The sequence below is a fragment of the Vibrio sp. OY15 genome (assembly GCF_000742455.1).
Lineage (GTDB): Bacteria > Pseudomonadota > Gammaproteobacteria > Enterobacterales > Vibrionaceae > Vibrio > Vibrio alginolyticus.
The window spans coordinates 84,201-109,285 of the sequence record NZ_JPIL01000007.1 but is presented as its reverse complement, the minus strand read 5'-3'; the positions used below and the strand labels follow the sequence as shown (position 1 = coordinate 109,285).

The window sequence follows — 25,085 nt, the reverse complement described above, 5'->3', positions numbered from 1 at the left end:
TGCTGTTCCGCTCTAAGAGGTTAGAAGTTGTATTCTAACTTCGCTTCGATAGAGCGCTCAGCGCCAAACCAACAGTTATTTTTGTCGTAACAAGAATAGTATTCTTTATCGAATAGATTGCTTGCAGAAAGCGTGACGCTAGCCCCTTTCATTGATTCAGATACCGTTGAGAAATCGTAACTTGCTGCTAAATCAAACAAGGTGTAGTCCGGTACGTTTTGACTATTCTGTGCATCAATTTGTGCTTCTCCGACATAGCGAACGCCAGCACTGGTACGAAGGCCTGAAAGATTTCCTTCAAAGAAGTAATTGGCCCATAGAGAGGCCGTTTGCTCAGGTACCCAAACCGGCGTTTTACCTTCTTGGTTGTAATAACTGTCCTCGGTAATCTCCATATCGGTATATGTATAGCCTAGAGTGAAATCAGCTTGTGCTGTGGCTTGCCATTTTGCCTCAAGTTCAATACCTTGTGATACCACTTCGCCCGCTTGATAGTTCGGTGCATATGGATTATTCGGATCGGTCAAGATCGCGTTTTTCTTCGTAATATGGAAGAGTGCTAAGTTACCTGAGATATCACCAGATAATGGGGCGTATTTAAAGCCTAACTCCCATTGATGACCGGTTGATGGCTCAAATGCTTTACCAGAAGAGTCGGCACCCGCAATTGGCTCAAAACTTTCCGAGTAAGTAAGATATGGCGAGAGACCAAAATCTAGCTCATACAAACCACCGACTCGGAAAGATACGTTGGTATCGTCTAACTCTTCCTTGCTCTTGGATACTGCTCCTAGATAATCGCTAACGGCGTCTGTATTTGAATCGTATTTATCCCAACGAAGACCTGCAATCATTACAAGTTGGTCGTAACGAACTTGATCTTGGAAATAAACGCCAATCTGCTTCGTTTTGATATCTAAGTTTTGTTTGTATTGGAAATTCAGTGCATTACGATCAATGCTGTTGTGGTCAGGATTAAAAATGTCCTGAGTTAGCGAATACCCAAGCGTGTCTTTGTATTTTACATCTGAATCTAGATACTGATAATCAAGCCCGAACAATAAGTTATGTTCAAAATTTCCTGTTTTAACGTAGCCAGATAGTTGGTTGTCAATCACAAAGGATTTGGATTTTTCATCGGTTAAATAGGCATTTCGACCAACGGTACGGTTATCCGCTTCAAGTGCACCGTTATATGTGTTTTCCTGATAGGCATCGGCGGTCATGTAGCGGGCATTCTGTAGAAATTGCCAATTGTTGTTAAAGTCGTGTTGGACTTTGTAACCCATCATCAGAACTTCGCGTTCGTAAGTGTTCCAGTCCTCATCCCCTAAATAAGTGCTTGGTGACATCGAGCCAAGTGGGTTTTTAATCACTGAGCCAGACGCAGGCACAGTCGTGTAGATACCTGCTGATGGATCATTTTGATAGTAAACATTCACGTTCACTAATGTGCTTTCTGTCGCTTGCCAATTGAAAGATGGGGCGAGTACGTAACGTTCATCTTCAGACGTATCGGCTTGACCATCTCGCTGTTTTGCCAGGCCGACGATACGGTAATCAACATTAGAATCACCAACTTGTCCTGTGGTGTCGAACGTCAGTTCTTTTAGGCTGTTAGTCCCTGTACTAATCGAGACAGAGTGCGAGGGTGTTGACTGAGGCGCCTTGGCGATAATGTTGACCATACCTCCTGGTGGAATATTGCCGTAAAGAACAGACGTTGGCCCTTTAAAAACCTCGATTTGCTCAAGAGCAACGGAATCGACCTGCGGTTGAAGGTTCCAACCGTTGTACAGCAAAGGAAGACCATCATAAAAGTTGGTGTAGTTAATAAAACCACGAATATTGAATAGGTCAAGTCGGGAAACGGCACCGCCACGCAATTCTGTATTTACGCCAGGTGCATAACGCAATGCTTCGCTCACCGAGTTTACGCCGCGCAGGTCCATGTCATCTTTAGTGATTACCGTGATCGCTTGCGGTGTTTCCTCCGGTTCTAAAACGGTTTTAGTTGCGGTGTTTCGGTATGTTTCTCCTAGCACCGTAATCGTTTCGTGTTGGGATGTGCTCTCAGTTGCATTGGCGTGGCCAGCGAGCAATGCGGATACGACGACAGCAACCGCTGAACGATGAAATCGAATCGGACTTTCCATATTTATAAATTCCACTACTTTTTCTATTTATTGATAATGATTGTTATTTGTATTCTATATTCAAAGAAATAGGAAAAGTTAACAATTTGGTGCAAAACACTAATCTTTGGAACTTATTCTTCTGTTCTTAGGTTTTAAAGATAGCGCGTCGTTTGGCTCTACAGGAATCCAATACTGCATTTGTGCTTGTTCGCTATCAACATCATAACCTTCTGGATAAAGCTCTAACTCATAACCATCGATAGCATGATAATTAGAGTAGGGTAGCCAATGTAAAATAAACCATTCCAGCGTTGAGGCGAGCTCTGATGCTTTGCCTATGTGTGTAATGACGGCGTAGGTTTGCTCAGGAACAGCCAAGAGGTCTAACCCCGAGTTGGAAGAGTTCGTTGATCTTGGTGCGTTTGCTGTTGGACTGCACTCATAACCTGCCCAATACTCAAGTTGTTGGTTGTTTGAATACGCTTGCGTCACATCAATCACGCCAAAGTAACTACTTTCCGAATTGTTAAGGTTTTCAGATGAATAAAGACGTGACCAAAGTGACGGTACTTTGGATTGGAAATCGGGCGTAGCGGAAAACAATCCGTGAATAGGTTCATGATAACCAGCAAGTTCAAAAGCCGGTTTTGTTTCTATTCGAACTTCAATAAAGCGCTGATGTTTTTTCTCTTCTTCTGGTGTCTTACGCAGCGTCAAAGGTTGCCTCAACCCGGAGAGTTGTTGCGTTTTTCGATATTCGCGGGGGCTTTTTGAAAACATATTCCTGAACGCACGGCTAAATGCGTGTTCAGATGTAAATCCCATTTCTATCGCTATATCTAACGAGCGGTCAGAAGTATGGATTAAGCGCTCAGCCGCAAGGCTAAGTTTAAGCTCTCTGATGTAGTGAGCGACGGATACGCCAGTGTGTTGTTGAAATACGCGTTGCAGTTGCCAGCGCGACCAACAACTTGCTTTCGATATTTCATCTACGCTCAGAGTGCTGTCTAAGTTGGTGTGAATGTAGTCAAGCACCGATTGTATTCGGTTTATGGGATGTGGGTTAATGGCGCTTGATTTCATGGCGTTCTACTTTCACATTAATAGTGATTTCATTATCTTTAATTGAGTATCATTATCAATAGGGTGATGAAATAAAAAGTAAGTAACACAGATCACGATAAAACTGTAATGGCTTGCAAGGATGAGTAATTATTGCCCACATTAGAGTTTTTGCTTAAATTTTGGAGTGTTCAGATGAAACTTTTTTTATCAATAAAATACAATCGCTTATGACGTTTTGTGCAACTTATTTAAACGTTTGCACTGGCAAGTGTTGATGTAAATCAAATAGTCGTAGACAATATTGCCCCGTGTCGGACTCTCCTCCAGCGAGTACAGTGTGTACTTTTGAGACATAAGTGACTTAAATGACCTCAATACGTCGTGTTTTCAAGAATCGGAAATGCAACTTCTTGAGGTTCTTTGGGCCCATAGACTTTACCTATCAACGTAATAGGTAAGACCAATTTTCTATTTTGAGGTGCCATTGATAGGGTTGGCTCATTCTCTAGCCGTATCCGGGCACACAATAAGTACCTCGTTTTTAAGGGAAAGATGATGGTAATACCAGAAAACAGCAGCATCGTTATTTTTGGTGCTTCAGGTGACCTTACGTACCGTAAGCTCATTCCTGCTTTATACCACCTCTACGCGAACAAGCAGCTTCCAGAGAATTTTGCCATTCTGGGTGTAAGTCGCACTGAATACAGTGATGAGTCTTACCGCGCGAAGCTGAAAAAATCGCTTCAGGAAATGGAAAAGACTGAGCCAGAAACGCTTGATGCATTTATTAACCATCTGCACTACCAAGCAATTAATACTTCTGACACACAAGATTACGGTAAGCTATCTTCTCGCTTAGACCAACTTGCGGACGAATATCAATTCGAGCAACGCAATACGCTTTTTTACTTAGCAACCCCACCAAGTTTATACAGTGTGATCCCTGCAAGTCTTGCAGCACATGGTCTTAACAGTGAAGAGGATGGCTGGAAACGCCTGATCATTGAGAAACCATTCGGCTATGATCTTGAATCGGCGCGTATTCTGGACAAAGAAATTCACGAGCACTTCCAAGAGCATCAAATCTACCGAATTGACCATTACTTAGGTAAAGAAACGGTACAAAACCTACTTGTGCTTCGTTTCTCTAATGCGATGTTTGAGCCGCTTTGGAACCGTAACTTCATTGATTACGTTGAAATCACAGGCGCAGAATTCCTTGGCGTAGAGGAGCGTGGTGGTTACTACGACAACTCTGGCGCTGTGCGCGACATGTTCCAAAACCACTTGCTACAAGTATTAGCAATGGTAGGTATGGAACCACCAGCGCAAATCAATGCAGACTCGATGCGTGATGAAGTGGTAAAAGTGCTTCAATGCTTAAAGCCATTAGACGAAAACGCTCTGCGCAACGACCTAGTATTAGGCCAATACACGGCGTCTGAAGTTCGTGGGCAAAGCCTACGCGGCTACCGTGAAGAGCCGGGAGTTGCAGACGATTCTCGTACAGAGACTTACATCGGTTTGAAAGCGTACATCAACAACTGGCGTTGGAATGGCGTGCCATTTTACGTGCGTACTGGTAAGCGTCTTCCAACACGCGTTACTGAGGTGGTTATCCACTTTAAACAAACACCGCATCCTGTGTTTGGTCAAAACGCACCAGAAAACAAGCTGATCATTCGTATTCAACCAGACGAAGGCATTCAAATGAGCTTTGGCTTGAAAGAGCCAGGCGCAGGCTTTGAAGCGAAGGAAGTGAAAATGAACTTCCATTACGCTGACTTGCAAGAAACGCAAATGCTGACGGCATACGAGCGCCTTCTACTTGATGCTTTGAATGGTGATGCTACGCTATTTGCACGTAGTGATGCGGTGGAAGCGTGCTGGCAATACGTACAGCCAATCTTAGATTTTAAGCAAGATCCACAATCCCTCTTCGGGTACGCATGCGGCACTTGGGGACCTAAAGAGTCAGATGACTTGTTACAGCGTGATGGCCGCGCTTGGCGTTTCCCATGTAAAAACTTAACAGATACGGATTACTGTGAACTATGATCAACCATAAGATCTACCAAACAGCAGAACAGGTAGTTGAAAGCCTAGCTAACGATATGAAAGCGTTTAGCGAAATGGGCAGACCTGTTCACATCTCTCTTTCTGGCGGCAGCACTCCTAAAATGCTGTTTAAACTACTGGCTTCAGAGGCTTACGCAACCTCCATTCAATGGGAAAACCTCCACTTTTGGTGGGGTGACGAACGTTGTGTTGCCCCTGACGATGCAGAAAGCAACTACGGTGAAGCGAACACGTTGTTGTTTAGCCAAGTAAATATTCCTGCGGAAAACATTCACCGCATCCGTGGCGAAAATGAGCCTAAAGCAGAAGCCGAGCGCTTTGCAAAAGAGATGGCAGAGGTGATCCCGAGTGAAAACGGCACACCTGTGTTTGACTGGATCTTATTAGGCGTTGGTGCAGATGGTCATACAGCTTCTCTGTTCCCTGGCCAAACGAATTATGATGATGCGAACCTATCTCTTGTGGCGTCGCATCCTGAATCGGGCCAACTTCGTGTGTCGAAAACCGCACGCGTATTAGAAGCAGCGAAACGCATTAGTTACTTAGTGCTTGGTGCAGGAAAAGCGGACATTGTTGAAGAAATTAACAGTTCACCAGCACACGCACTGCCATACCCAGCGGCTAAGATTCAAGCGAAATCGGGCCTAACGGAATGGTATTTAGATTTAGACGCGGCAGCAAAAATTGCTTAAGACGCTGCTCGTCGATGAAATAAAATTGGAGAGAAACAATGAAAGGTGATATCGGTGTAATTGGCCTAGCAGTAATGGGTCAAAACCTTATCCTAAACATGAACGATCACGGCTTTAAAGTGGTTGCTCACAACCGTACTGCTGCTAAAGTAGACGAGTTCCTGGAAGGTCCAGCAAAAGGCACGAACATCATCGGTGCATACTCTCTAGAAGAACTAGTAGAGAAGCTAGAAACGCCGCGTAAAGTAATGTTGATGGTTCGCGCTGGTGACGTTGTAGACAAGTTCATCGAAGCGCTAGTACCTCTGCTAGACAAAGGCGACATCATTATTGACGGTGGTAACACTAACTACCCAGATACAAACCGTCGTGTTGCTGCACTACGTGAAAAAGGTATCCACTTCATCGGTACTGGTGTATCTGGTGGTGAAGAAGGTGCGCGCTTCGGTCCATCTATCATGCCTGGCGGTGCTGCTGAAGCATGGGAAGCGGTTAAGCCTATCTTCCAAGGTATCGCTGCGAAAACTGACGCTGGTGAGCCATGTTGTGACTGGGTTGGTAACGACGGTGCTGGTCACTTCGTTAAGATGGTACACAACGGTATCGAATACGGTGACATGCAGCTTATCACAGAAGCTTACCAGTTCATGAAAGACGGTCTTGGTATGTCTGCAGACGAGATGCAAGCAGTATTCGCTGATTGGAACAAGACTGAGCTAGACAGCTACCTTGTTGAAATCACGGCTGACATTCTTGGCTACAAAGATGAAGACGGTGAGCCTCTCGTTGAAAAGATCCTAGACACAGCAGGCCAAAAAGGTACTGGTAAATGGACTGGTATCAACGCACTAGACCTAGGTATTCCACTAACGCTTATCTCTGAGTCTGTATTCTCTCGTTGTCTATCTGCACTGAAAGACCAACGTGTTGAAGCCGAGTCTCTATTCGGTAAGACAATCACTCCAGTTGAAGGCGACAAGCAAGAGTGGGTTGATGCACTACGTCAAGCGCTACTAGCTTCTAAGATCATCTCTTACGCTCAAGGCTTCATGCTAATGCGCGAAGCGTCTAACGAGAACGGTTGGGACCTAAACTACGGTAACGTAGCACTAATGTGGCGTGGTGGTTGTATCATCCGCTCTGCGTTTCTAGGCAACATCCGTGATGCGTACGAAGCGAACCCAGACATCGCTTTCCTTGGTTCTGATGAGTACTTCAAAAACATCCTACAAGGCAGCCTAGCAGCATGGCGTAAAGTAGCAGCGAAATCTCTAGAGTCTGGTATCCCAATGCCATGTACGATTTCTGCGCTATCTTTCCTAGACGGTTACACAACAGCTCGTCTACCAGCGAACCTGCTTCAAGCTCAACGTGACTACTTCGGTGCTCACACTTATGAGCGTATTGACCGTCCACGTGGTGAATTCTTCCACACTAACTGGACTGGTACAGGCGGCGACACAGCGTCTACAACTTACGACGTGTAATCGTTTTAAGTAAACCGACTAAATATAAAGATATAAAGGGATGCCCAAGTGGCATCCTTTTTTGTGTCTGTAAGATATTGGTAGATTTAAAAGTTACATTAAACGTTGATTCGTCACGCACTTCTCAGAAATGGGAGAGCATGCATTTGCTAGCAGTTTAATATTTCTCTTCGAAGAGTGAAGCTAAGCAGCTCTCTGTCTTCTCCTCAACTATAAGGTAATAGAAATGACACAACAGAAGCATCCATTTCACACAGCTTTCGTGTTGCTTATGTTCATATTACTGATTACTTACTCTATCTATCGCCTTTATCATCATTTCGTTTTCGAATCTCTACCGCTTCAGCTCAGTAGTGGTTTTCAAGTGCTCTACATTGATGCGTCATATGTTTTAAGTATCGCAAGCTTACTCTTATGCCCTACATTATTGGTCTATATTTTATTTGATCGAATGACTCAGTTAGTCAAAGTGCCGATTAAAGTGATAACTATAACAATTGTCTTGTCCCTTATCGTTGCTATTCCAGGTCAAATTTTTGAATTTGGGCGATTGAAATATATTGCAGAAAGTAATGGTTACTCAGCGTGTCCACCTTTCACAATTGCATCAAGCGGAATGTTTGTAGAAGCTATGGTAAAAGAAGAAAAATACTGTATAGAACCAGAAATTAATCGTATTGGTATGTATGGTTATTTTCACGAACTCGAACGGATTGATAACTATATCAAGTCACACGGAAATGACATCCAATAGAAAAGAGCGCCTAGGCGCTCTTTTCAGTGGTCGTTTTCTTGTTTTGATAAAACCTGTCTTTTAGGTAGAGAATTGCACTGACCACAAGAGCCACTAAAGAAACAGTAAATAGGGCGTACATGCTGAGAATCCATGCGAATGTGGCCGTCAAGAATGCAATGAAGGAAAACATCCTGCTGAAAGACATCACATGGCCAAGTTTGTTACTTTTCATAAACGCCTCCCGATGCTAAGTGGGGATAGACAATTGTGGTCATATGCCACACTTTTAATTATCTGCTCTTTTGGGGCGTTTCACACAAAAAAGTGGCTAAAGATTTCTCAAAAAAGGTGAAATATTGAACTGGTAGACAAATCGTTAAACTGAGTTGCACAGATATGACTTCGGTTGTCTATCACTTCAAAGTTTTTAACTACGCAGATTAAGGGCATGTAGCGTTATTATTATCGTATTCGAACTCTACGATACACAATTGCAAGTGAACCTACACTCGTAAGCTCATCCCTGTCGTCAGTTACAGTAAAAGTTTTTTTCTCTTTTTAACAATACCTTAGTAACTACGGGCAATTAAATCTGTTTTTCGATCGAAACTCAGATTGCATAAAAGGTGAAAAAGAGTGCTAGGTAAGCCTTTAAACTACGCCTATAATTAGCGCCCACATGGAGGATGTTTACTATATGAACATCCTTTATTTTTTGAAACCAGCAACAAGGATCCAGTAAAACATGTTTTTCTGGTTTTGTTTACGTTGACCAAGAAGGTAATTAACACAGCAAATTGAGGTTCTAAGATGACTCTTAACAAGTACTTTGTTTTCATTCCAGCAGAATTGGAACAGGAAATGCACAAGGACAATCAAGTGATCTCTGAGAAGGAAACTCAACGTCAGGCATTAGTAAAACAGGCACAACAACAAGGCGGCCTGTAAGCTAGGTTTCAAAGAGAAAGAGCACCGCAACGGTGCTCTTTTTGTATCTGAGGTCGTAGAATTAACTTAATATGCCAAGGCTTTTCAACTTTCTGTAAATGGTATTTCGGCTCACACCAAGCATACGAGACGTTTTGCTAATGTTCCCCTGGTTGGCTTGATATGTTTTGAGCAACTTATCTTCGACGGTTGCACGCAGTTCTGAAGTTGGTTCAGCGGATGCTGCTCCTTCTTGAGCTTGGCTGAGTTTCTTACTTAGGTGGGCTGGGACGTGTGTGAGTTCCAATATTTCTTCACCTTGCGCCATTAAGGCGGATACTTTGATTAAACTATCGAGTTCACGCAAATTTCCTGGCCATGAGTAAGACAGCATCAGAGAAAGTAGGTGAGGGCAAAGCTGTTGTTCAGATTCGGCGTGACGCCGATGAATGTTCTCAATCAGTTGTCGTTTGTCATCACGTTCCTCAAAGCGAGGTAGCTCAATGATCAAGCCATTAAGGCGATAATACAAATCTTGGCGGAACAATCCTTCGCTGACCAAATGTTCCAGATCTTTATGCGTGGCTGCAATGATTTGCGTATCGACTTGAATACTTTGGTTTGAACCCACGGGAAGCACGGTTTTATCTTGCAATACATGGAGCAAGCGGCTTTGAGCTTCCAAGGGTAAATCTGCGATTTCATCCAGAAACAAAATCCCTTTGTGTGCTTGGCGAATTTTCCCCTGATAGCCTTTGCTGTTTGCGCCAGTAAAGGCACCGGCTACGTAGCCAAATAATTCAGATTCAACCAGATCTTTTGGTAGCGCTCCGCAGTTAACGGAAACCAACGGTCCCGTTTTTCTCTGGCTGTTTTTATGAAGCGCTTTCACAAACTCGTTTTTGCCAACACCAGTCTCTCCGAGAATCAACAAACTGATGTCTTTATCGATGACGCGATTGGCTTGCTGCCAACAGTGCTCAACTGCGGAGTCGCCATAATGAAGATCATTGGACGCCGCTACAGCACGAGACTTGACCTTGCTATCTTTATCGGTAAGCGGTTTTGTTTTGAAAACGAAAGGGTGCTCATTTCCCCGAGTGGATAGAATGTCGTCTAAGGATTGCCCAATGATACTTTTTTGCGCAAAAAGTTGAGAGGCTACTTGATTGTGAGCCAAAACTTGTCCGTCTTCATTTGCAATGATAATTCCTTGCCAACCACTATTCAGTAAACCTTTTTCGCACGCTAAATCCACACGAATATGCCCTTGTGGAATCAAGTTAAGTAGTTGATTCTCCACTTGCTGGACCATGTTTTGTACTAGTACTTGCGTTGAGAAGTCATGTCTCTTTTGCTCGCTTGTAATATCTAATACGCCAATGAGGTTACCAAGATGATCGAAAATAGGATTAGCCGAACAGCTAATAAAACGATGGTGTTGGATAAAGTGCTGATCACCAATAACAGAAACGGGCTTTGCTTCAACCAAAGCTGTACCAATCGCGTTGGTGCCTTTGACCTTTTCTTGCCAGCATGCTCCAGAGCTTAGCGAGATTTCCGTTAACTTTTCACGAAATCTAGGCTGTCCCCAACTGCCGATGATGACACCATCTGAATCCGTCAAAATTAAGCGACTGTCGCTATGAGCAAATAGCTGATTAAACAAAGGGAGCGCAAATTGAGTGACTGCCTCCAGCAAAAAATTGAGTTGGTGACGCCTATCTTGGAGCGTCGCTGGCGTTACTCGAATATCTTCAGGGCGTCGACGCTGTTTTAAACCCGCTTGTTCACTTCTGACCCATGAAGTTGAAAGCCAATTGTTATCGCTAATATGTTGAAGTTCCATGACTGTACCATTTTGTCACAGTGAGGGTGTGCCATTTTGGAACACTTGAACATTGGTGTTCACACCATACATCCGCTCAAACATCGCTCACTTGGTTTGTTATCGCTTGGTAATCATAGTTTTACATTTAATTAACAACAAGCGTGGCGTAGTTGGCGTGTGACTTGCGTAATGCTCTTTGTGAACAGTGCGATACGACACTGCAATAACACATTGAACGAGAAACAAAAGGAAGAGTTATGATCTATGCACAGCCAGGTAGTGAAAATGCCATTGTTAACTTTAAATCGCATTACGATAACTTTATCGGTGGGGAATGGGTAAAACCAACGGGTGGTGAGTACTTTGACAATATCTCACCAATCAACGGACAAGCGTATTGTAAAGTTGCTCGCTCTGGCGAGGAAGATATTAATTTAGCACTGGATGCCGCGCACAACATCAGAGCAAAATGGGCCAAAACCAGCGTGACAGAACGTTCGAACATCTTGCTGAAAATTGCTGACCGTATTGAGCAGCATCTAGAAGAGCTTGCTGTTGCAGAAACTTGGGAAAACGGCAAACCAGTTCGCGAAACCTTGGCGGCAGATTTACCTTTAGTAGTGGATCACTTCCGTTACTTCGCTGGCTGTATTCGCGCACAAGAAGGCAGTGCGGCAGAACTGGATGAGCACACCGCAAGCTACCACTTCCCAGAACCGATTGGTGTGGTTGGTCAAATTATTCCGTGGAACTTCCCAATGTTGATGGCGGCTTGGAAACTAGCACCGGCACTAGCGGCGGGCTGCTGTGTGGTATTGAAGCCAGCAGAGCAAACCCCAACATCCATTCTGGTTCTGATGGAAAAAATCGGTGACCTTCTTCCTCCTGGTGTCATCAACGTTGTAAACGGATATGGTTCTGAAGCGGGTCAAGCATTAGCAACCAGCAACCGCATTGCGAAACTCGCTTTTACCGGGTCTACGCAAGTTGGCAACCACATTCTGAAATGTGCAGCAGACAACTTGATCCCATCGACAGTTGAGTTAGGTGGTAAATCTCCAAACATCTACTTCTCAGATATCTTCGATTACGAAGATGAGTATCTTGATAAGTGTATCGAAGGTACGTTACTTGGTTTCTTCAACCAAGGTGAAGTTTGTACTTGTCCATCTCGCGTACTGGTTCATGAAGCGATTTATGACAAGTTTGTAGAGAAACTGACGGAACGTGCACAGCTGATTAAACAAGGTAATCCGCTCGATACCGATACTCAAGTTGGTGCTCAGGCTTCTCAAGAACAGTTTGATAAGATTTTAAGTTACCTGGAAATCGGCCGTGAAGAAGGCGCAAAAGTGGTCTTTGGTGGGGGAGTGTCAGAACAGCCAGAGTCTATCAACCAGGGGTACTACATTCAGCCAACCATGTTGGAAGGCCACAACAAGATGCGAATCTTCCAAGAAGAAATCTTTGGCCCAGTGATCGCTATCACCAAATTCAAAGATGAGGCTGAAGCGTTGGAAATCGCAAACGACACTGAATATGGCTTAGGCGCAGGTGTTTGGACACGTGATGCGAACGTTGCATATCGTATGGGCCGTAATATTGAAGCTGGCCGGATCTGGATTAACTGTTACCACGCTTACCCTGCACACGCAGCGTTCGGTGGTTACAAAAAATCGGGTATCGGGCGCGAAACGCACAAGATGATGCTGGATCACTACCAGAACACGAAGAACTTGCTGATTAGCTACAGCATCGACCCGTTAGGCTTCTTCTAGTGAAACTAAGTAATTAATAAAGAAAAAGCAGTATGAATCAAAACCCCGAATCTTCGGGGTTTTTTATTAGCGTGAGCTTGTCGGCTGAAGGTTAACTTAGATGTTTAACCTGCTTATATTGTGATATCAGGAACGTTGAATTATCGCCACTTTTCGTTCCATAAGCTTTTCTACGGCGGCGTTTTGCTTGTCAATGTTGAGTTGCGGATCAAAGTCCAAAACGCGATTGCAAGATTCGAGACTGGCAAATTGATTTAAACATTCACCAAGCTCTCTTTTAGAGCTTGTTCGCATCAGACTGCTTTCTGATGAGGAGAGTAGGGTGACTTTACGGCCATGAAACGTTCCTTGCGGCACTGCATCACTTTGCTGCGCTTGTTGAGCGTCATGAACCGATGAATTGGTGTATGTGGATTGGATGTCATTGGACATAAAGACACCTAAACTCTCAAGTCTAAAGTTTGTGGCATCGGTGGTGCCTCATCAATGGTTACATGAGAAGACAATAACGCTTCCCACGACTCGCTGTGCGTCAGCAATTCTGCTAAAGCTGTTTCAAAATATTCGTAATCCAGTCGCCTAATGTTAATGAGTCGGTTTAAACATAGGACATGTCGGTGGTTATCTAAACTAAAAAATAACTGGTGCTCAGGCCAGTGATAATTAAAGGCCAAAAAAGAACGATAAAGATCGGAATTTACAATTTGAAGGCCAACAATCTCAGCTTCGAGCTGCAGAGTTGTCGATTCAGGATGAAAGATGATATGCACCCTTAGATTATCATCAAAGGCTAAGCTTACTTCATTTTCCGTTAGATGCAGTGCAGGCAAGCCTATTTGATGAGCAAACTTTAGCAAAATCTCATCGATAGTTTGGCGTGCTGACATAGGAATAGTCCCTTTTGAAATTTTATCAAGGAAAATATTAGATGTATCTCTTCATGTTTATCAATATTAGTCGGTTGTTATTATATTTTGGCTTTTAAATGTGTTGAGAGAAATAGAAAGGCAAAAGTAAATGTGTTCAGATGCATATCTCAATGGCAATGAGATATATGAATATCATTTTTCTCTAATAAACTTCAATTAAGGAAGGAATGAAAGTGAGCAGAAACTGCTTTTGAAATTACAGTCCATGTTAACTACGTGTTGTTAAAAAATGCGATTTATTGTCCGCTTGTAGTATAAATATAAGTTGATCTTTTATATTTTTACATAAAGAATTGTGTGAATTTCAAATGAGCTAGATTATATAAAATAAGTTTATGGGGTCATAATGAACAATTCTATATGGGCTGGTTTTATTGGGTTATTCATACTGAGTGGGTGCAGTCAGACTGTGTCCGTTAATGGGGGGGATGGCTTTGATACACAGAGTCAGGCATCAGTCTATGGTTGGGTTTCTGTCGACGGCTACTTTCCACCTTCGATTACTTCTCTTGAAGCGGAAATATGTAAAGTTATTGATAATCAATGTCTTAAATCGGTATCTCAGAGCTACCAAGGCGTTCAGTTGCCTGTGCAGTATTCGTTTTTAATTGCACCAATTCAAGCTGGTGAAGGAAAAATGAAGATTATTGGAAAGCTTTATTCAAACGGTGAGCTCGTTGCGGAAAAAGAAAAGAACTATTTATTTTTAGAGGGAAATAAACAAGAAAACTTGATTCTTGTTCCAAAAATAAACAGATAAAATTTTAAGCACTACATTTTTATTAGAATTTTCTAATTTATAAAAATAAAGACTATATCTTTCCTGTTGTGAAAGATTTGTTGTCTTTTATAAACATTAATTACATGACTTTGAAGTCATCGGGTCAGTTGTTTTTTAGACTCATACTTGTTGCAAAAACAGTATTTTTTATGATTATATCTCGCTCCTTGAACACGTTGGCTTGGCGTTTTAGGCTATAAAATATACATTTTTATGATTTTGGAAATTTAATTTTGTTCTCGAAACGGTGCCGAAATCTATTTAATTGTATTCTAATGTATAACAAAACAACCAAACTTAAATAACGAAATGATATTTAAGTTTTGGCTAATGATAAACGCTATCTGATAAAAATAATAAAGACGGACAGCAGAAATTTACTAAGTCAAACCTTTACCTTCAGGTAAAGGTAATGCTTGGGTTATTTGCTAATTATTCGGGGGGTATGGTAAGTGATAGAACTTCTATGCTCTTTTCTTTGCTTCTTTAATTCATACAGCAGTACTTAGAAATAACAACGATCAAAGTAGTGCTTTGAAAGTTTCTCAACATTTGCACTGAGAAACTCAAAATAATGAAGGGTAGAAAATGGATGTGTCAGGCCAACTAAACTCAGAAAGGGTCGACTCGAGTTCACGAAAAATTCGTAGTTTTTCCTGCTATGAAAAATCTGACGAAGTATTTCACTCAGACCAGTCTCACATTGTTGTCGTTCACAATGGTCAGCTTCGAGTTCAAACAGGTGATTGCACAATCGATGTTGCTGCAGAAAATGGGGTATTTCTATCTCAAGGGGATTACTTGTTAGAGTACTCTCCGCTAGATGGGGCATACAAAGCGTCGATTATTGCTTACGACAATGAACTCGTTAGTCAGTTGCTGCAAAAACACAGTGATCTCTTGATGATGCTGCCTAAGGTAGACAAAGTTTGTTCTGGTTTGTTTACTTTTGGTTTGAACATACTCGTTGAACAAGTGCTTTCTAGCATGCAGACGCTTGAGCAACAAGCGTACCCTGATGCCATTATGTGCCTAAAATACGAAGAACTACTCATTCTCTTGCTACACAGCAAAGGAGGAGAATCACTGTATGCGTTGCTGTCACAACAAACAAACCGTACGTCGGAACGGTTACGTCGATTTATGGAACAGCATTACTTAAAAGAATGGAAGTTGACAGACTACGCGCAGGAGTTTGGTGCCAGCTTAACCACTTTTAAAGAGCTTTTTAATGAGCACTATGGCATTTCTCCAAGAGCTTGGATCAGTGAGCGTCGACTACTGCATGCTCATAAACTGCTGTTGACGAGCAAGATGAGCATCGTAGATGTGGCGATGGAGGCAGGGTTTTCCAGTCAGTCTTACTTTACGCAGAGTTACCGTCGTCGTTTTGGAACGACCCCAAGCCGCGTACGTTCGGGAGACGATCAAGTGGCTATCGCGAAATGAAATGACTTGGGACTAAAATTTTCTGACTAATTTTGAAAGTCACTCACCAGTGTAAATTCTATTATGTATCGTGTAACAACGAACGATTAAAAATTATTACATCTCTTTCTTTCTGGATTGTTCGAAAGGGGTGCGGAGACGAACATAAATGAAAAAGCAGCATTGGCGACGCCGTTCGCTTTTTCCAGACAGCATAGTGACACAGCGGAAAGTGACTGTTTTACAAAGAGGAGCTCGTTATGAAAGCGCCTCTAAACCTACGCAGGATCTCAATGTTGTGCACGTCAATCACCGACAATTGTTGAGTGAAGGCGTCATAAATTATGAGCAGTTATCTTTACTTCAACGCTTGTTGGATAGAAATGTCGTCGATAGCCTATGCGCTAGCCAGTTAGTTAAAACGTATCAAAAACTTGGTGCTTCGATAGACCGGTTTGCCATGCGTTTATTTTTGGAGATTGGATCGCAGCTCAGTGATAGCAGCACAATCACAACGTTCGAACAAAGGCTGGACTACATCAACTCTCGTCTGGGCTTTCGCTTTAATTTGGCTGTCCCAAAAACGTTGATGCTTTGTTTCCATTTATCACTCAACGAGTGGATTAACCGACAAGTCGATCAAAGTGCTCTTCATGCTTCGATTAAAGTTGAACAACTTATCAATCAACTCGATATTCAGAAGGAATATTGGTCGAAGCTATCAGGGGAAGACACCAGTGCCGTCTTTGTTCAACAGCAACTCGATCTTATTAAGAGCCAGCAGCATCAACTTAAAAAGCAACTTGGGACGTTAAGCGAACAACAGTTGCAAGTGATTGAATGTCATCGTTTGTTAATTGAGAAGTGGCAACCGTCTTTAGACGAGCTGAAAGGGTTCGCGGAGTACACCTCTACAACCGAACAATTTATTTCTGAGTGGAAAAATTGGTGTTCGGAAGTGCGACTTGAAGCCCCCGAGCTGAACGAAGTTTGGGATGCATGCGATGTGGTTTACAACGACCAAAATGCGGTTGCGAAAGTATGGCAATGGTTCAAGAACATGCAAACTGTTGGTGATATCGATCACTACTATTTTGATACTCAAAGTGGTCAGTGCGGCCAGGCTTGCAATCACCTCAGCCAGATCTAAATAGGGCGTTAAATGTTAGATAAGATGATGAAATCTTTAGCGGAAGCGCTAAAGGTAGGGGATTTTATTGCCTCAGAAAATGGTTCTTACAACATCGAGGTTGACCAGTTATCACTGACCATCAAGCAACATGCGTCATGGATTTTATGGGAAGCGACGTTACCCTTCCAGTTTAAAGAGCATCTAGATTATCAACAAGAACAAGCGTTACAACGTTGCATGCAGCTCTCATTAAAAACCATTCGTGAGGATGGCGGCGTACTGACAACCAATGATGATCAGCAATTGATTTTGCAAAGTAAAGTAAGGGTTGAGGACTGTTCGGTGGAACGGTTCTCTGCTTTGCTTTCTAAGCACGTCAATCTATGTGAGCGTTACATTGCATTATTGGAACAAGAACGCGTGAACCACACAATCAACCATACAGTGTGGTTACCATGATGCTAAAAATCTTTCCCAACATTAGGCGTGCTGCAACAAAGGCATTGTTATGCGCAGTGAGTGTTGTTCCTTTGGGATACGCGCAAGCAACAGACTTACACTGGCCCGAACAACCGTTCCGCTACTATGCAGATAATGACTCATTAAAAGAGTTGTTGAATAACTTCGGTGCAAATTATCGTGTCTCGGTTTCTGTTAGTGACAAAGTCAACGATCGAGTGAATGGGCGTTTTACCCCTGAAGATCCGGCGGAATTCCTCGATTACTTATCGCAAGTGTACAACTTGATGTGGTATTTCGATGGAGCCGTCTTACATGTCTATAAGGCGACAGAAACTCGCTCACGTTTACTTCAATTGGAATTACTTACGGCTAGAGAGCTACGCAGTACGTTAATTTCCACCGGCGTTTGGGATTCTCGTTATGGTTGGAGAGCTGCTGAGAGCAAAGGGTTAGTCTATCTTGCGGGTCCTCCACGTTATGTCGACTTAGTGGTACAAACGGCGGAGGCATTGGAAACGCGCTTGCTGCAGAAATCGAATTCAACCGACGAATTATTCGTTGAGATAATTCCTTTGAAGTACGCTTCTGCAACGGATAGAGAAATTGCATATCGAGATCAGACAATTACGGTCCCGGGCATCGCATCGGTGTTAAAACGGGTCGTGTCTGGTGTTCAAACGCAAGTGGCGAGTGCGTCTAGCAAAGAAGTTACCAGTCCAGATAAGCCTGTAAAAAGTAATAAAACCGCCTCAGTTCATGGTGGCGCAACAGTTGAAGCAGAGCCGGGTCTTAATGCGATTATCGTTCGTGATACTCAAGCACGATTACCGCTCTATCGTAAACTGGTCGCGCAATTAGACCAGCCGCAATCAAGAATTGAAGTCGCGCTATCGATTGTCGATATCAGTGCCAACGATCTAAGTCAGTTAGGCGTGGATTGGCGAGCGGGAGTGTCTGTCGGAAACAACCGCATTGTCGATATCAAAACAACAGGTGATGTGAATTCGGGGGATGTGACGCTCGGCAGTGGACAGAACTTTAAGTCCTTGCTTGATTCAACCAACCTAAATTACTTGCTGGCTCAAATTCGTTTATTGGAATCCAAAGGCAGTGCTCAAGTGGTTTCAAGACCAACATTGTTAACTCAGGAAAATGTCGAAGCGGTACTGAACAACAGCAGCACTTTTTACGTCAAGCTGGTTGGTAAAGAAACCGCAGCGCTGGAAGAGGTCACGTATGGCACGTTACTGAGAATTGTCCCACGTATCGTTGGTGATAGATTTGCTGCACGACCTGAAATTAACCTGAGCCTTCATCTCGAAGACGGTGCAAAGATCGCTGATGGTGGCGTCGATGATCTTCCTTCCGTTCGTAAAACTGAAATCAGCACCTTAGCGACGGTTAAACAAGGGCAAAGCTTACTTATCGGTGGTGTGTACCGAGATGAAGTGAGCCATCAGTTACGTAAAGTGCCATTGCTAGGAGACATCCCATATTTAGGCGCGCTGTTTAGAAGTAATACCAACACTAAGCGCCGCACAGTACGAATGTTTATTTTAGAACCTCGAATTGTTGTGGATGGTATTGGCGATAGTGTGTTGATTGGCAACGAATATGACTTGCGACCAAGTATCGGCAAGCTTAACAACATCTCCAACAATAGCGCTGAATTTAAATCGGTAGTGGAAGTATATAGCTGCACATCGAGGGTTCAAGCCGAGCGCTATCAACAAGACTTATTGTCACAGCAAAAGTCGTCTCAATTAACGCAGTGCCAATTACCAACAGGGCAAAAGGGTTGGCGGGTGAAAGTATTGGAATGTGATGACTCACAAAGTGAGTGTGTGCGCTCTTCAGAGGAGTCTTAACCGCGATGCAGCAATGGAAAATTCGTATTTTATCAGGCGTGCATACCGGAGTAGAAGTCACCTTACCTGAAGGTGCTCTCGTGCTTGGCAGTGACGACTTTATTGCTGATCTTGTACTGTCTGATGCTGGGGTCGAAGCGAACCATTTCACCCTCGTTTGCCAGCAAGACTCGGTCATTTTACGAGGCTGCGAAGAGGCAAATATTAACAGTGAAGACATCGCTGTTGCAGGTGATGGTATCGAGTTGTCACGCCATGCTGTTGTCTCGGTCGGCGTTGTGAAGTTCGCTCTGGGATACGCGGAAGATGCGTTAATTGTGAGTAACGTCAGCGACGAATCTAGCCAACAGAATACACCTGTGGTTGCTGTGCAACGCTCTAGCTGGAAAAAAACAACGCTCATCGCTTTGCTCTGTAGTTTTGTCCCGAGTGTCATTTTTGCCGGTATGTGGTACAGCCAAGCTAACGGAAACAACAATGAAATTGTTACAGAAGCAGAACCCATTGTTTTGGTACGTAACATCTTAGGCGAGCTCAAACTTAGCGACGTTCGTGTGGAATGGAATGCCGCCGCACGCCAAGCAGTCTTAGAGGGCTATGTTGAAGACCGAACACAGAAACTCGATCTGCTTGGTCGAATTGATGTATTGGGCATCAATTACAAAAGTGACTTAAGAACGATGGAAGAAATCCGTCGCGGGGTTCGATTTATTTTGCGCAACCTCGGCTATCACCAAGTGAAAGTCGAAAATGGCGATGAGACCGGCACACTGCTGCTGACGGGCTATATCGATGATGCAAGCCGCTGGAACCAAGTTGAACAAATCTTGGAGCGAGACGTGCCGGGTCTTATTGCGTGGAAGGTTGAACTGCAGCGAGCGGGTGCCTACATGGATACGCTAAAAGCGTTATTGACGGATGCGGAGTTACTGAAAAAAGTCCAGTTGGTCACCAGCGGTGATCGCATCGAAGTTCGTGGTGAGCTTGATGATATCGAAACGACTCGATTTTACGGTGTGACCCGAGACTTCCGGGAACAATATGGTGAGAAACCGTACTTAGTTTTGAAATCCATACCTAAGGTGAGTAAAGGCACCAACATCGATTTCCCGTTTCGTAGCGTCAACTTTGGCCAGGTTCCATATGTGATTCTGACCGATAACGTTCGCTATATGGTCGGTGCAAGAACGCCTCAGGGCTACCGAATATCCAGTGTTACACCTGCTGGTATTGAGTTGGTTAAAGGCGGGCGGGTGATAACAATAGAACTTGGATATGAAGGCGAGACGAACAATGACAAATCTTGAACAAATTTTAAATAACGACACAAACGGTGCGGAAGTGCACAAGATTAAGAGCAAGCTCTTAGAAGCACAAGCGGTGGTGAAACGTCAGTTGGATTTAGGGTGCTCACCACAGCAGTACCAATTGCTACTCAAACAGTATGAAGCTTACACAGCCGCCCATGCGGTCGTTGAATCATACGAAGCTAACTAAAAAATACGAGGAAGTCTTATGTCATTTTACGATGCTAGTAACAGTGTAAACCTTGATGATGTTAAAGCTAAGTTAGAACAACAAGCGAAAGATGCCAACACAGAAGTGACGGCAGCCATCAAGAACCTAGAAACCAATGCCGATGATCCATCAAAGCTTGCCGAGCTTCAGCACGCGATCAACAAATGGTCTGTTGTTTACAATATCAATGCGACCACCACTCGTGCGATTAAAGATGTGATGCAGTCGATTCTCCAGAAGGTGTAAAGCATGGAACGAGAAACGCGCCAACTGCTGGCTGAAATCGCGCTGATGGCAACAGGTATGCATCGTCATCAAGAAGCCAACACCATTGCAGATGGCCTTGAAGCAAGCTCAGGTTCTGAAGAGACCGTTGCGATGATTCGTGCAATGAGCCTCATGAATAAAGGCTTGTATGAAGAGGCTCATCAATTACTCGAACCACTTTGTAACGCCTATCCAGATCTGATCAGCTTAGCGGCTCTTGCTTCTGCCAAAGCCGGTTTACTGAGCAAAGCGGAAAACTGGGTAGAACTTGCGTCACAAGGAAGCGAAGAAAGCCAAGCATTTGCTGCGAGCTTTTCTCAGGACATTAGGAATCTTGGATGATCATTGATTCAAGCAACCTAAGTCTTCAACACCAATCTTTGCGTCAGTCGGAGTCGCGCCATTATGAGCGGAGCGATGAAGACAAGATGAAAGCACTCATGGAGCGAAGTGACAAGCAAGAGCAAGTTTCACATGTTTCTCCAAAAGAGACGCTAGAGAAAACAGAAGCGAAACTGGCGGAGATTAAAGCGTGGTACGAATCATTAAAAGACGCAGAGGTTGTCAGTAAACAAAGCGTCTTATCATCGTTAAATGAAGCGTTTTCCGACCCTCAAGTTAAACGAGAGGCAATGTGGTACGCCTTTCATGAGGCGAAGAGTGCAAAAGGCAACGAGCAGCCACAATCTGATTTGTTAAAGGTGTTGAAGCAGGAGTTACTAGGGAATTTTTCGGGACAGCTTATTGCCGAACCACCTGCTGATAAAACAGCACTAAAAGCAATGCTAGCGCAGCATTTTCCACTGGGTGCCCAGAAAGAACAAGCCTTATGGCATTGCTGGGCAGAGTTGAAGTCGTTACCTGATATGGCATCAACACTGGACATGGTTCGTGATGAACTTAGCTTCATGATCCAAAAAAATGCGATGGTGAAAAACATCATGACTCACAGTCACAAGTTAGATTTATCTTAGGAGTACATATGATAAACACGCAGTACACCGAGGTGATGCAAACCAACATTGATAAGTTGCAGGATGCGCAAGTCGAAGACGGTTTAAGCGAACGTTTTGAGCAAGCCATGTCGGTTCCCGAGGCAAGTAATGGCCTGGAGGGAGGTTTGCTAGAAAACATCAGCGAGTTGAAAAACACTATCGATAACGCGAAAAGTAACCTGCAAGACAACATGAAGATGGTGGGTGATGATCCGGCGCAATTACTGCAAATGCAGTGGGCGCTGACACGCATTACTTTTCAAGAAGAGCTGATCGCGAAAACCGTGGGTAAAACCACACAAAACGTAGAAACCTTATTGAAGGCACAATAGTGATGATGAATAAAATGAGAGCAGTTTTCATCATGCTCACGTTGTTTCTGGTAGGTTGTCAGACCGAGCTATACACCAACGTTACTCAGAAAGAGGGTAATGAGATGTTGTCGATCTTACTATCCGAAGGTGTCGTTGCAACAAAAGAACCTGACAAAGACAACACCGTCAAGTTAATGGTAGACAGTTCTCAAATCGCCTTCGCGGTAGATGCGCTAAAGCGAAAAGGTTATCCAAGAGAGCAGTTTTCTACACTGAAAGAGGTGTTTCCTAAAGACGATTTGATCTCGTCACCATTAGCAGAACGAGCCCGTTTGGTGTACGCGAAATCTCAAGAGCTCTCGTCAACCTTATCTCAGATTGATGGCGTGCTGGTGGCACGTGTTCATGTTGTTTTGGAAGATCAAGATCTGCGTCCAGGAGAGCGCCCAACTCCAGCTTCTGCCTCCGTATTTATTAAACACGCAGCAGATATTGCGCTTGATTCATATGTTCCGCAGATCAAATTATTAGTGAACAATAGCATTGAGGGGCTGAACTACGATCGAATCAGCGTAGTGATGGTACCCTCATCAGAGGTTCGAGTTGCTACTCAAAACAATCAATTTAAAAGCATTTTGTCGGTTCAGGTCACCAAAGAGACGGCGAATAATCTTATCGCCATTTTGGTGTTCTTGGTAGCGGCACTCATCGGCTCAAATATCGCTACTTTTACATGGTGTCGTAGGAACACGAAGCGTGGTTAAACCAGAAACACCACTCGCGCAGGTACAACACCAGTTTAACTATGCGCCTTGCCAGTACATCCATAGAAGTTGGATAGAGCAAAAGCAGCCTTGGTTACTAAATATCGAAGGCTGGAGAGATAACCCCATGTTTAACCAATGGTGCATAAATGAGTGGGCGTTATCTCCCGTTCCTGAGACGGCTTTTAACAAACCTTGCCATAGCTTGGCGTTGCTCCCAGCGGATGCGTTGAACCAACTCGTATTGATGGTGGGCGGAGCTTTACACTGTGTGGCAATGCGAGGCGTTGTTTTAAAACGCCCGAAACAGGTTCTGAACAACGTTTTTGGTTTGGAAGGCGCTCGGTTCTTAATTCAAAACGGGCCTATGCTGTTATCCAGCTGGCCGCAAGGCTGGCAGCGTTCGTTACCAGAACTATTGGATGAAAGGTCTGTTGAAGCAAGCATGAGGGCGCTGGGATATTTTTGGATGAGGTTTATTTTGATTAACTCACCGGAAGATGTTGTTCTTCGTTGGCAATTCAAATTAGAAAAGCAACTTAGCGAAAACGCGGAAACAGCTAACTGGTTGGAAGCGGATCAACGAGATCTGGCGTATCGACTCACAAAAAAAATCGCAAAACAGGTTATTCCTCAATGGTTTCATTTGTTGAAATAAAAACAGACAATTTGCAGCTGGCACCTGGCTTAAAGGTGCTGAAAGCGAAAGATTATGCCAGTTATCTGGATTCGCAACACTTAGTTGAAGCCGCGAACTCCAAAGCTGAGAGCATCATTGCTAATGCCCAACAAGCCTACGAAACCGAAAAACAACGTGGTTATCAAGATGGCCTTGCACAAGCCAAGATTGAAAATGCGCAAACGATGGTTGAAACCTTAGCACGTTGTAATGACTACTATCAGCAAGTCGAAGAAAAAATGACAGGTGTGGTGTTAGAAGCAGTACGTAAGATCATCGATACCTTCGATGATGTCGATACCACGGTGAGTGTAGTTCGAGAAGCGTTGCAACTGGTGAGTAACCAAAAGCAGGTCATTTTACATGTCCACCCAGAGCAGGTTGTTGAGGTGAGAGAAAAGGTGGCTGGAGTATTAAGTGATTTCCCTGAAGTCGGTTACGTTGACGTGGTAGCAGATGCGCGCTTGAAAAATGGAGGCTGCATTTTGGAAACAGAAGTTGGGATCATCGACGCTAGTATTGATGGACAGCTGCATGCATTAAAGCAAGCCATGGTGAAGCAGCTCAGCGAGCGTAAAATTACGATTCATGAATAAACCTCAAAAACTCAGCACTTGCTGAGTTTTTTCATTTTAATGCCTTTAAACAAAAAAAATCCGACCATTTCTAAAATATTCACTGCCATAAATCCTTAAGAATACACCTAAGAAAGCTGCTTAGTTGATAAGTGTTGTAACCAAGCAGCGCCTCTAAAACAACAAAAATAGGATTATTTAGTCGAATGGCTAATGGATTTATAACTTCTTTACTGACAGATTTTGCCAGCCGCTGCCAATTGGAGCCGTTGGTTTTTGATGAGGATGATTGTTGCCATCTACTCGTTGAGCAAAACACAGCAATCACAATTCGTGCACAAGAAGATCGTGTGACGCTTATCGGGCTGATTTCAGGTGATGAACCGAGTGCTGATATTTTGCATCAACATATGAAAGGTGCCTTAACGCAAGGCTCTCCAGCGGTATGCTGGGAGGAAGAGACCGGATATATCGGTTTCATACACCTGCCTCAGCAACTGCTAACTGCATCTTTTTTCGATGAGTCATTTGCGAATTTCATCGAGTGGTTAAAAAGTGCGAACACGCAAAAAGTAACCAATAAAACAACCGAAGTCCCGGTAACGAGTACTACTCATTTTTCCACATTAAGGGTTTAAAA

Annotated in this window: 27 protein-coding genes; 21 read left to right on the top strand and 6 right to left on the bottom strand. The window is 43.6% G+C overall.

Annotated features, from left to right (window positions below):
* Positions 1-20 precede the first annotated feature (20 nt).
* Positions 21-2,156, bottom strand: coding sequence for a TonB-dependent siderophore receptor (locus tag IJ23_RS10150; RefSeq protein WP_033906177.1), 2,136 nt, complete (start codon positions 2,154-2,156; stop codon positions 21-23).
* Positions 2,157-2,255: 99 nt separating this feature from the next.
* On the bottom strand, positions 2,256-3,221 hold the full coding sequence (locus tag IJ23_RS10145) for a helix-turn-helix domain-containing protein (protein WP_033906176.1): 966 nt from the start codon (positions 3,219-3,221) through the stop codon (positions 2,256-2,258).
* A gap of 537 nt (positions 3,222-3,758) precedes the next feature.
* Between IJ23_RS10145 and zwf the strand changes: the two genes are divergently transcribed.
* The 4 genes from zwf to IJ23_RS10125 all read left to right on the top strand — a co-directional run bounded on the left by zwf (position 3,759) and on the right by IJ23_RS10125 (position 8,215).
* A complete protein-coding gene (zwf, locus tag IJ23_RS10140) occupies positions 3,759-5,261 on the top strand; it encodes a glucose-6-phosphate dehydrogenase (RefSeq protein WP_017634563.1) in 1,503 nt (500 codons plus the stop codon).
* Positions 5,258-5,974 (top strand): 6-phosphogluconolactonase, encoded by a 717-nt coding sequence (pgl, locus tag IJ23_RS10135; protein ID WP_033906175.1) that lies wholly within the window; start codon positions 5,258-5,260, stop codon positions 5,972-5,974. Before zwf ends, pgl begins: the two co-directional genes overlap by 4 nt.
* A 38-nt stretch (positions 5,975-6,012) precedes the next feature.
* Positions 6,013-7,461: a decarboxylating NADP(+)-dependent phosphogluconate dehydrogenase gene (gene gnd / locus IJ23_RS10130; RefSeq protein ID WP_005377160.1), complete on the top strand. Its 1,449-nt coding sequence runs from the start codon at positions 6,013-6,015 to the stop codon at positions 7,459-7,461.
* A 226-nt stretch (positions 7,462-7,687) separates the two neighbouring features.
* On the top strand, positions 7,688-8,215 hold the full coding sequence (locus IJ23_RS10125) for a hypothetical protein (RefSeq protein ID WP_033906174.1): 528 nt from the start codon (positions 7,688-7,690) through the stop codon (positions 8,213-8,215).
* Positions 8,216-8,225: 10 nt separating this feature from the next.
* Here IJ23_RS10125 and IJ23_RS10120 read toward each other — a convergent pair whose 3' ends face one another.
* The gene (locus tag IJ23_RS10120) at positions 8,226-8,429 is read right to left on the bottom strand and encodes a hypothetical protein (RefSeq protein ID WP_005377162.1); all 204 of its coding nucleotides are present in this window, start codon (positions 8,427-8,429) and stop codon (positions 8,226-8,228) included.
* 578 nt (positions 8,430-9,007) lie between these two features.
* On the opposite strand from IJ23_RS10120, the gene IJ23_RS25405 reads away from it, so the two are divergent.
* A complete protein-coding gene (locus IJ23_RS25405) occupies positions 9,008-9,145 on the top strand; it encodes a hypothetical protein (protein ID WP_005377165.1) in 138 nt (45 codons plus the stop codon).
* 61 nt (positions 9,146-9,206) lie between these two features.
* Here IJ23_RS25405 and IJ23_RS10115 read toward each other — a convergent pair whose 3' ends face one another.
* Entirely contained in the window at positions 9,207-10,973 is a 1,767-nt protein-coding gene (locus tag IJ23_RS10115) for a sigma-54-dependent Fis family transcriptional regulator (protein WP_005377167.1), read from the bottom strand.
* 239 nt (positions 10,974-11,212) lie between these two features.
* Here IJ23_RS10115 and exaC point away from each other — a divergent pair, with 239 nt between their 5' ends.
* Complete coding sequence (gene exaC / locus IJ23_RS10110) at positions 11,213-12,733, top strand: acetaldehyde dehydrogenase ExaC (protein WP_005377169.1); 1,521 nt, start codon at positions 11,213-11,215, stop codon at positions 12,731-12,733.
* A 126-nt stretch (positions 12,734-12,859) separates the two neighbouring features.
* Here exaC and exsE2 read toward each other — a convergent pair whose 3' ends face one another.
* The gene (gene exsE2 / locus IJ23_RS10105) at positions 12,860-13,165 is read right to left on the bottom strand and encodes a T3SS regulon translocated regulator ExsE2 (protein ID WP_005387156.1); all 306 of its coding nucleotides are present in this window, start codon (positions 13,163-13,165) and stop codon (positions 12,860-12,862) included.
* An 8-nt stretch (positions 13,166-13,173) separates the two neighbouring features.
* On the bottom strand, positions 13,174-13,620 hold the full coding sequence (gene exsC / locus IJ23_RS10100; RefSeq protein WP_005377174.1) for a type III secretion system regulatory chaperone ExsC: 447 nt from the start codon (positions 13,618-13,620) through the stop codon (positions 13,174-13,176).
* Between the two features lie 388 nt (positions 13,621-14,008).
* Between exsC and IJ23_RS10095 the strand changes: the two genes are divergently transcribed.
* From IJ23_RS10095 to IJ23_RS10025, 15 genes are all read left to right on the top strand, one after another.
* Positions 14,009-14,422 (top strand): YscW family type III secretion system pilotin, encoded by a 414-nt coding sequence (locus IJ23_RS10095; protein ID WP_033906173.1) that lies wholly within the window; start codon positions 14,009-14,011, stop codon positions 14,420-14,422.
* A 609-nt stretch (positions 14,423-15,031) separates the two neighbouring features.
* Entirely contained in the window at positions 15,032-15,892 is an 861-nt protein-coding gene (locus IJ23_RS10090) for an AraC family transcriptional regulator (protein WP_005377191.1), read from the top strand.
* Positions 15,893-16,040: 148 nt separating this feature from the next.
* A complete protein-coding gene (locus tag IJ23_RS10085; protein WP_005377193.1) occupies positions 16,041-17,021 on the top strand; it encodes a T3SS regulon anti-activator ExsD domain-containing protein in 981 nt (326 codons plus the stop codon).
* Between the two features lie 12 nt (positions 17,022-17,033).
* Positions 17,034-17,462, top strand: a complete 429-nt coding sequence (locus tag IJ23_RS10080; RefSeq protein ID WP_005377195.1) for a YscB family type III secretion system chaperone — start codon at positions 17,034-17,036, stop codon at positions 17,460-17,462.
* A complete protein-coding gene (gene sctC, locus IJ23_RS10075; RefSeq protein WP_033906172.1) occupies positions 17,459-19,333 on the top strand; it encodes a type III secretion system outer membrane ring subunit SctC in 1,875 nt (624 codons plus the stop codon). The genes IJ23_RS10080 and sctC overlap by 4 nt, the downstream gene beginning before the upstream one ends.
* A 5-nt stretch (positions 19,334-19,338) precedes the next feature.
* Positions 19,339-20,640 carry a type III secretion system inner membrane ring subunit SctD gene (sctD, locus tag IJ23_RS10070; protein ID WP_005377197.1) on the top strand — a complete coding sequence of 434 codons (1,302 nt, stop codon included), beginning with the start codon at positions 19,339-19,341 and terminating at the stop codon, positions 20,638-20,640.
* A complete protein-coding gene (locus IJ23_RS10065) occupies positions 20,627-20,830 on the top strand; it encodes an EscE/YscE/SsaE family type III secretion system needle protein co-chaperone (RefSeq protein ID WP_005377198.1) in 204 nt (67 codons plus the stop codon). The genes sctD and IJ23_RS10065 overlap by 14 nt, the downstream gene beginning before the upstream one ends.
* Before the next feature lie 18 nt (positions 20,831-20,848).
* A complete protein-coding gene (gene sctF, locus IJ23_RS10060) occupies positions 20,849-21,097 on the top strand; it encodes a type III secretion system needle filament subunit SctF (protein ID WP_005377199.1) in 249 nt (82 codons plus the stop codon).
* Between the two features lie 3 nt (positions 21,098-21,100).
* Complete coding sequence (locus IJ23_RS10055; protein WP_033906171.1) at positions 21,101-21,460, top strand: YscG family type III secretion system chaperone; 360 nt, start codon at positions 21,101-21,103, stop codon at positions 21,458-21,460.
* Entirely contained in the window at positions 21,457-22,092 is a 636-nt protein-coding gene (locus IJ23_RS10050) for a YopR family T3SS polymerization control protein (protein ID WP_025768115.1), read from the top strand. Before IJ23_RS10055 ends, IJ23_RS10050 begins: the two co-directional genes overlap by 4 nt.
* Before the next feature lie 8 nt (positions 22,093-22,100).
* A complete protein-coding gene (gene sctI / locus IJ23_RS10045; RefSeq protein ID WP_005387149.1) occupies positions 22,101-22,445 on the top strand; it encodes a type III secretion system inner rod subunit SctI in 345 nt (114 codons plus the stop codon).
* A complete protein-coding gene (sctJ, locus tag IJ23_RS10040) occupies positions 22,445-23,191 on the top strand; it encodes a type III secretion system inner membrane ring lipoprotein SctJ (protein ID WP_086012989.1) in 747 nt (248 codons plus the stop codon). Before sctI ends, sctJ begins: the two co-directional genes overlap by 1 nt.
* Positions 23,184-23,849: a SctK family type III secretion system sorting platform protein VscK gene (vscK, locus tag IJ23_RS10035; protein ID WP_005387147.1), complete on the top strand. Its 666-nt coding sequence runs from the start codon at positions 23,184-23,186 to the stop codon at positions 23,847-23,849. The genes sctJ and vscK overlap by 8 nt, the downstream gene beginning before the upstream one ends.
* The gene (locus IJ23_RS10030; protein ID WP_005387146.1) at positions 23,828-24,466 is read left to right on the top strand and encodes an HrpE/YscL family type III secretion apparatus protein; all 639 of its coding nucleotides are present in this window, start codon (positions 23,828-23,830) and stop codon (positions 24,464-24,466) included. The genes vscK and IJ23_RS10030 overlap by 22 nt, the downstream gene beginning before the upstream one ends.
* Positions 24,467-24,651: 185 nt before the next feature.
* Positions 24,652-25,083, top strand: a complete 432-nt coding sequence (locus IJ23_RS10025) for a type III secretion system chaperone (RefSeq protein WP_033906170.1) — start codon at positions 24,652-24,654, stop codon at positions 25,081-25,083.
* Positions 25,084-25,085 lie beyond the last annotated feature (2 nt).